The organism is Rhodococcus sp. NPDC055024, assembly GCF_053608585.1.
In genome coordinates this window covers 1-8,148 of record NZ_JBSGVT010000035.1, presented here as the reverse complement: position 1 = coordinate 8,148, position 8,148 = coordinate 1, and the positions used below count along the sequence as shown (strand labels likewise).

The following is an 8,148-nucleotide window of genomic DNA, read 5'->3' as shown; positions in this document are numbered from 1 at the left end:
AACCGCAACACCCACCAACGACTCCGGCCCCACACCCACCGAAACCAAATACCTGGCAAAACGATTCACCCGAGCATCGAACTCCGCATACGACACAGACTGCCCCTCGAACGAGAGCGCTACCGCATCCGGCGTCGCCGCCACCTGCGCATCGAACCCGTCCAACACCGACACGCCCGCAACCTCACGAGCCGTGTCATTCCACCCCTCGAGCACCAACGAACGCTCAACAGAATCCAAAATGTCTATGTCACCCAAAACAATTGACTGATCAGCAACAACAGCACCAAGAATCCGCCCGAACCTGTCCGCAAACCCAGCCACCGTCGACTCGTCGAACAAATCCGTCGCATACGTGAACTGAGCAAAGATTCCAGCGGGATTTCCGAGGTCGTCGACGCTCTCGCTCAGAGTCACATCGAGATCGAACTTCGACAACTCCGTCTGGGTCTCAACCGCACTCAGCGTCAAGCCCGGAAGTTCGAACACCGTCTGTCCGGCATTGTGGAACGACAGCATCACCTGAAAGAGTGGATTCCGCGAACGCGTTCGGACGGGATTGAGCACATCGACCAGCCGCTCGAATGGTATGTCGGCGTTGGAAAATGCTCCAAGGTCGACGTCGCGCACCTTGGCGACCAGATCTTCGAACGTATCCCCGAGTGAGACCTGTGTTCGTAGCACGAGCGTATTCACGAACATGCCGATAACGTCGTCGAGCACTCGCTCGCCTCGACCGGCAACCGGTGTACCGATCGCGATGTCGCTGCTCGAAGACAATTGCGCGAGCAGGACGACCAGCGCAGCATGCACAACCATGAACGTTGTTGTATTCGTGCGATGTGCAACCTCGTTGATGCTCCGATGAATCTCACTGTCGATCATGACACCCGCACTCGCGCCGTGGTTGCTTGCGACTATCGGACGTTCACGATCGAATGGCAATTGCAGACGATCAGGCAGACCATCGAGGTGTGCAGTCCAGTAGTCGAGTTGGCGGGTCACGATCGAGTTCTCATCGCCCTCGGAGCCCAGAAGCTCTCGCTGCCACAACGCATAATCCGCGTACTGAATTTCCAGCGGGTTCCACGCCGGAGTTGCCCCACGTGAACGAGCTTCATAGGCAATCATCACGTCGCGGGTCAATGGTCCCATTGAGAAGCCATCGGCGGCAATGTGGTGAATGACGAATACCAAAACGTGGTCCGCCTCGGAGATCTCGAAGATCGCGGCCCGGATCGGAATATCCTTGGTTACATCGAATCCTGTCGAAAGAACTGAAGCAACTGCTCCGAGTATCTCCTGTTCGTTCACTACCGAGGGCTTCATATCCAGCTCGAATGCACCGCGAATATCCTGATAGCCGACCCCTTGGATCTCGGGATAGACGGTGCGCAGCACTTCGTGGCGTTCGATCAGATCCCGAACGGCCGCTTGTAGCGCGATGACATCGAGCTTGCCGGCAAGTCTGATTGCGACCGGAATGTTGTCGACGGCCGACGATTCCTCGAATCGATTGAGGAACCACATGCGCTGTTGAGCAAGTGAAAGCGGGATCAACTCGGGCCGCTCAGCTCTCTCGAGCGCAACTGCTTCGCCTCGGCCGACCTGGCTGATCAGCGTTGCAGCCAAGCGCTCGACCACTGGCGCGTCAAACAAGTCGCGCACGGCCACGGTGGTGTCGAGCGCGCGCCCCAATCGGGAGACGACTTGTGTTGCAAGAAGGGAATTTCCACCGAGGTCGAAGAAATCATCACCCACTCCGACACGGTTCACGCCCAGCACATCCGCGAAGGTCGAGGCAACCGCTTCTTCGACCGAGTTGGTCGGTGCACGAAACTCTCGAACGCGGTAAGACGGCACCGGAAGCGCATCGCGGTCAAGCTTGCCATTCGCAGTCAGCGGAAGCATCGGGACAACGACAACGGCGTCGGGAATCATGTAACGAGTCAGAGAATCCGCCACAAACTCGATCAGGCGGTCAGGTTCGACCGACCATCCGGAGGTTGGGACCACATAAGCGACAATTCTGTCGATTTCATTGTCGTCTCGCCGCACAAGAACGACTGCCCGGCCCACCGAATCATGCTGCATCAGAGCAGATTCGATTTCACCAAGTTCGATGCGGAATCCACGGACCTTGACTTGGAAGTCACTTCGTCCGACATACTCGACCTCGTACGAATCGGTCCATCGTGCCAGATCACCCGTGCGATACATGACCTGCCCGACCGGACCGAACGGATCCGCGACAAAGCGTTCCGCGGTCATCGAAGGGCGAGTGTGATAGCCGCGTGCAAGTTGAATGCCTGAGAGGTAGAGCTCACCGGAAACACCGATCGGAACAGGGTGAAGTCGTTGATCCAGAATCTTCGACGTCATTCCTCGAATCGGACCACCGATTGTCACTTTCGATCCTGAAACCAACGGTGAACTGATGTTGGTCATGATCGTGGTTTCGGTCGGTCCGTACCCGTTGAAGAATCGTCGACCTGCTGCCCAATTCGCCACCAGCTCGGGAGGGCAAGCCTCTCCTCCGGCAATGACCACACCCAGACCTTCGAGGTCCGCTGGGTCCATGGATCCCAACGCAGCGGGGGTAATGAATGCGTGCGAGACCTGTTCCACGTCGACCAACACTGCAAGTTCGGACCCACCGTAGATCGAGTCTGGTGCGATCACCAACGTCCCACCAACGGTAACGGCCAAAAGCAATTCGAGAATCGAAGCGTCGAAGCTCGGCGACGCAAAATGCAACGCGCGCGTACGCGCATCCAACTCGTAGCGAGTCTCCTGTTCTACAGCGAAGTTGGCCAATCCTTTGTGCGTCACCAAGACGCCCTTGGGTCGACCTGTCGAACCCGAGGTATAGATCATGTAAGCGGTATTGGCACTTCGCAATGGTCGAACACGGTCAGCATCGACAATCGTCGGCGTGAGATCCTTCGTGGTCGCCACCGAACCGGAATCAATTGTCAACCAGTCGACTTCGGCAGGCAGAGTATCGATGGTCTCGTCTGTCGTCAGTCCGAGAGCTGCACCTGAGTCGACCAGCATGAACTTCACACGATCGGCGGGATACTTCGGATCAACGGGCAGATAAACAGCCCCCGTCTTGGCGACAGCCCACAAGGCAACAATCGATTCTGTCGATCGCGGTATCGCCACCGCAATTCGATCTTCGGGCCCGACACCCCGATCTATCAACACCCGAGCTAGGTGCGAGGAAACCACATCCAGTTCTGAGTAGGTTGTCGATTTTCCCTCGAAGCGGATGGCCACAGCGTGCGGAGACAACTCGACCGTGCGCGCCAGAAGATCTGGCAGCAAGACGATTTCCGCTGCAGATCCCCCACTTCGATTCAATAGCTGATCACGTTCGTCGGCCGACAGCACTTCGAGGTTGCCGACAACGCCCGCCGCCTCTTCCGTGATGGCATCGATTACTCGAAGGAATCTCCGAGCGATCGTCTGCACCGTTTCAAGGTCGAACAAGTCTGTCGCATAGGTGAATTCAGAGGCAATCCCGGCCGGCAGTCCAATCTCGTCGAATTGTTCGATGAGCGTCAACTGCAGATCGAATTTCGCAGCGGAGGAACCCGTATCGAGGCCGGTAACCGTAAGGTCGCCCAACTCCAACGCTGAGCCACCTGCATTCTGGAAGACCAGGGCAACCTGGAAGAGAGGGTGACGACCTTGCGACCGCTCAGGGTTCAACACCTCGACGAGGGCTTCGAAGGGGACATCCGAATGAGCGAACGCGCCGAGGTCTCGCTCCCGCACGTGATCGATCAGTGCTGCGAACGACATCTGGGGGTCTATGTTCGTTCGGAGTGCCAGCGTGTTGACGAACATTCCGATCAGATCGTCTAACTCGGCTTCGCCGCGACCAGCGATAGGAGTGCCGATAACTATATCCGATGTTCCCGACAATCTAGCGAGTAGGACGGCGAGGGCCGCATGCATGACCATGAAGGTCGACGCGTCATGCGCTCGTCCGAGGTTCTCCAGGTGTCGATGCGCCGATTCTCCGATTGAGAAGCGGTATGAGGCGCCCTCGTTTGTTGCCACCGCCGGGCGAGAACGGTCGACTGGTAGTTGCAGTTCATCGGGAATCGATTCGAGCGTTGTTCGCCAGTACGCCACTTGACGTGCAAGTGTCGACGTCGGGTCGTCATCCGCTCCGAGAACGATTCGCTGCCAGATGGCGTAGTCCGCGTACTGAATTGCGAGCGGTGTCCAGTCTGGCGCCGTGCCCCTGTGGCGGGATTCGTAGCTGATCATCAGATCTCGGGTAAGCGGGCCAATCGAGAACCCGTCGCCGGCAACGTGGTGGACGACGAAAGCCAGCAGATACTCGGCCTTCGACTTTCCTGATTCATTGGACAATTCGAACAATCGCGCACGAACTGGAACCTCGCGAGTGACGTCGAAGCTCGTCGCCACAAAGTCTGACACCGCACGTATGGCTTCAGTTTCCGAAACCTCGACCGGGTTGAGGTCAGGTACTGCTTCGCCGGCGGGGAGAATGTGTTGGTAACCGACGCCGTCGACTTCCGGGTACAGGGTTCGAAGGGATTCGTGACGGCCGACTAGGTCTTCAACTGCTGCCTGCAACGCGTCGGTGTCCAAGTCGCCAGACAGTCGGATCGCGATCGGAATGTTATTTGCTGTCGACTTGGAATCAAGGCGGTTGAGGAACCACATCCTCTGCTGCGCCAACGAGAGTGGGATACGGTCCGGACGCACCTGCGCTGAAAGCTCGAGACGACTACCTTCACCCGCAAGTTTCGCAATGTGCTCGGCCAGCGCTTGGACCGTTGTGGATTCAAACACTGCACGTACAGGAACCTGTGCGTCCAGAGCGCGGCCCAGCCGCGATGCGACCCGCGTCGCGACTAGGGAATTTCCTCCCAATTCAAAGAAGTCGTCGCCGAGTCCCACTCGACCTGCACCCAACAGTTCGACGAAAACTTCGGCCACTGCTTTCTCGACAAGTGTGACCGGGGGGCGAAACTCATTCGTGATCAGTCCAGGCTCGGGTAACTGCTTTCGATCAATCTTTCCTGACGCATTCAGGGGTAAGGCGTCGAGCACCACAATCGCCGAGGGCACCATGTAGGAGGGCAATCGCGTGCCCAATTCCACTCTCAAACTCTCGATGTCAACAGCACTCACAGATTCGCCGACGACGTAGGCGACCAATCGATCACCGACCTCTGGCACGGGCCGAACGACGACCACGGCCTGGGCGATGCCTGGCACGGACAACAATGCCGACTCGATTTCGCCGAGTTCGATACGCATTCCGCGAAGCTTGACCTGAAAATCACTGCGTCCGATGTATTCCAACTCACCGAGCTTGTTCCACCGCACGAGGTCTCCGGTGCGATACATACGCTCTCCGGCACCGACCAACGGGTGCGCGACAAAGCGCTCGGCAGTAAGGTCTGCGCGGCCTCCATAGCCGCGACCAATCCCGACGCCACCGACATACAACTCGCCTACGACGTTCGTCGGGACAAGTTGCAATCTCGAATCGAGAACGAACAGATTGGTGTTCGGGATTGGTCGACCGATGGGAACGTCTGGTTCGTCCATATCCGCCTGATGGAACGACACTACGTCTGATGCCTCTGTCGGCCCATAGCTGTTGAAGATCTTTACGCCACTTGCGGCTACTCCTGCCAGACGCCCGGTACGCAGAGGCTCTCCGCCGAGAAATACGGATTCGAGGCAAGACAGAATCTCCGAAGAATCGGCCTCGACCACCGCTTCGAAAACGGACGGCGACATGTTCGCAACACGTACCACGCCGCGAGAAATAGTATTCAGTATCTCGTTTGGATCGAAGTGCGGATCACTCAGGTGAATCGTGTGTCCACCAGACAGGGCCACCCAGATATTCTTCTGCGTCAGATCGAAAGATGGCGACGTAGCAACCAGGATCCCGGAGGGGGTTCGCAGATCCAGGAGTTTCTCATACCAATCGACTGTGTTCTCGATTCCCGATATCGGTACACACGTTGCTTTCGGCTTGCCTGTGGACCCCGAAGTCGTGATCACGTATCCGAGCCTCAGCGAAGCACAGAGCGCTCGCCAGTCGTCGTGTGAATCATCAACATCAATATCCTCGAATTGAAGCGTCACTCCGATCGCCGAAACTGGAAAGCTTCGTTCGGAGATCCAATCTTCCATTCCAACAATGCATTTAGCAGTCAGATCCGAGACCAACGAACGGATACGAGCCAATGGTTGAGTTGGATCGACTGGCGCATAGGCCGCGCCGGTCTTCCATGTCGCCACCAGCGCCACGATCCATTCGACAGATCGGACAAAAGCAAGTGCCACTACATCGTCCGCACGAATACCGTTTGATCGCAGCTCGCGTGCCAACGCCGAAGAGTGCCGATCCAACTCTTCGTACGTCATCACTCGATCACCCGCAACTACGGCAATCGCTGCGGGTGAGGCGTTTCGTCGAAGACGGAACCTCTCCAGTATGGAGTTAGTTTGCGGAAGTGTCGCAGCTGCAATCGAATTCGCAAAGATACTCGCACGTTCCACTTCACTGAGAACGTCGACGTCACCGATCGATTGATCGCTCGACTGAACCATTGCCTCGAGTATCTGCACGAAACGCCGGCCAAACGAGACGATCGTAGATTCATCGAACAGGTCGACTGCGTACGTCAGGTGTCCAGCCATCCCGGACGGAGTCCCATCAGGCGCAGTCAGTTCGGTTACCGCCAGTCCAAGATCGAACGGAGAGTGTCCCGACGCCACTTCACCACCGGAGGCCGACAAGCGATCGAGTTCGAGAGTCGACTTTTCCATGTTCTGAAACGCGAACTCGACTTGGAAGATCGGGTTGTGTGATTGTGAGCGAACAGGGTTGAGTACCTCGACAAGACGTTCGAACGGCACATCGGAATTGGCAAGGGAGGAAAGACCGATCTCCTTCACTCGCGCCAAAAGCCCACTGAACGTATCGGTCGCGTGGACAGGAGTACGCAGAACAATCGCATTGACGAACATCCCGATCAGGTCGTCCAATTCGACGTCGCCACGTCCCGCCACCGGAACGCCGACCACAACGTCTGAAGAGCCACTCAAACGCGACAACAAAACAGCAAATGCCGCATGTACAACCATGAATGGAGTCACATTGTTCTTCGCCGCGAGATCCAGCAACTTGACGTGCAACATTGCATCGATCTCGAATGCATGAGTCCGCCCCCGATTGGTAGCAATCGCTGGGCGGGGCCGATCCATCGGGAGGTCGAACGTGTCCGGTACGCCACTCAGTCGAGCCTTCCAAAACTCGACCTGGCGCGAAAGCAGACTGGCGGGATCGTCCTCGGACCCCAAGACTTCACGTTGCCAGAGAGCGTAGTCAGCGAATTGGATTGGCAAGGGGTGCCACCCCGGCTCTTCACCACGGCTCCGGGCCTCATACGAGACCATTACGTCCCGGGTCATGGGACCCATCGAAAAGCCGTCCGCTGCAATGTGATGCACAACGATGACCACCATGAAATCGTCATTGGCGATTCTCAGCAGTTGTGCACGCAGCGGAACATGGGATCTCACGTCGAAGCCCGTACCGATGAAGTCCGCTACCGCTGCATCGAGGTCTGCTTCAGCGATATCCACAGGCAAAATCTGCACGCCCGCATCGCGGACAGGAAGAATTCGCTGGTATCCGACTCCGTCGATTTCGGGGTAAACAGTTCGCAAGATTTCATGGCGTGTAATCACATCTGTGATCGCAGCTTGCAACGCATCCACATCGAGTACACCTGACAACCGGATCGCCATGGGGATGTTGTTTACCGCAGACTCCGGATCGAAGACACTGAGGAACCACATCCGCTGCTGTGCCAATGACAAAGGAATGTGTTCCGGGCGCGGTTGAGGCACGAGAGGCGCCCGTGCACCCGAGCCTGCTGCCGACGAGAGACGAACGGCAAACTGATGAACGGTCGACGACTCGAACAGCATCCGCACCGGAACCTGCGCATCCAGCGCCTGACCCAAGCGAGCCGCCACCCGTGTCGCGATCAGCGAATTACCACCCAAAGCAAAGAAATCATCATCAAGACCCACCCGATCCACACCCAGCAGATCCGCAAACACCGACGCAAC

The 8,148-nt window shown here is 57.2% G+C and carries 1 protein-coding gene; it reads right to left on the bottom strand.

Translation table 11 applies throughout. The features are described 5' to 3' along the window. Positions 1–8,148 (bottom strand): amino acid adenylation domain-containing protein (locus ACWF6P_RS31565; RefSeq protein ID WP_452623673.1); only part of this gene is annotated, 8,148 nt, incomplete at both ends.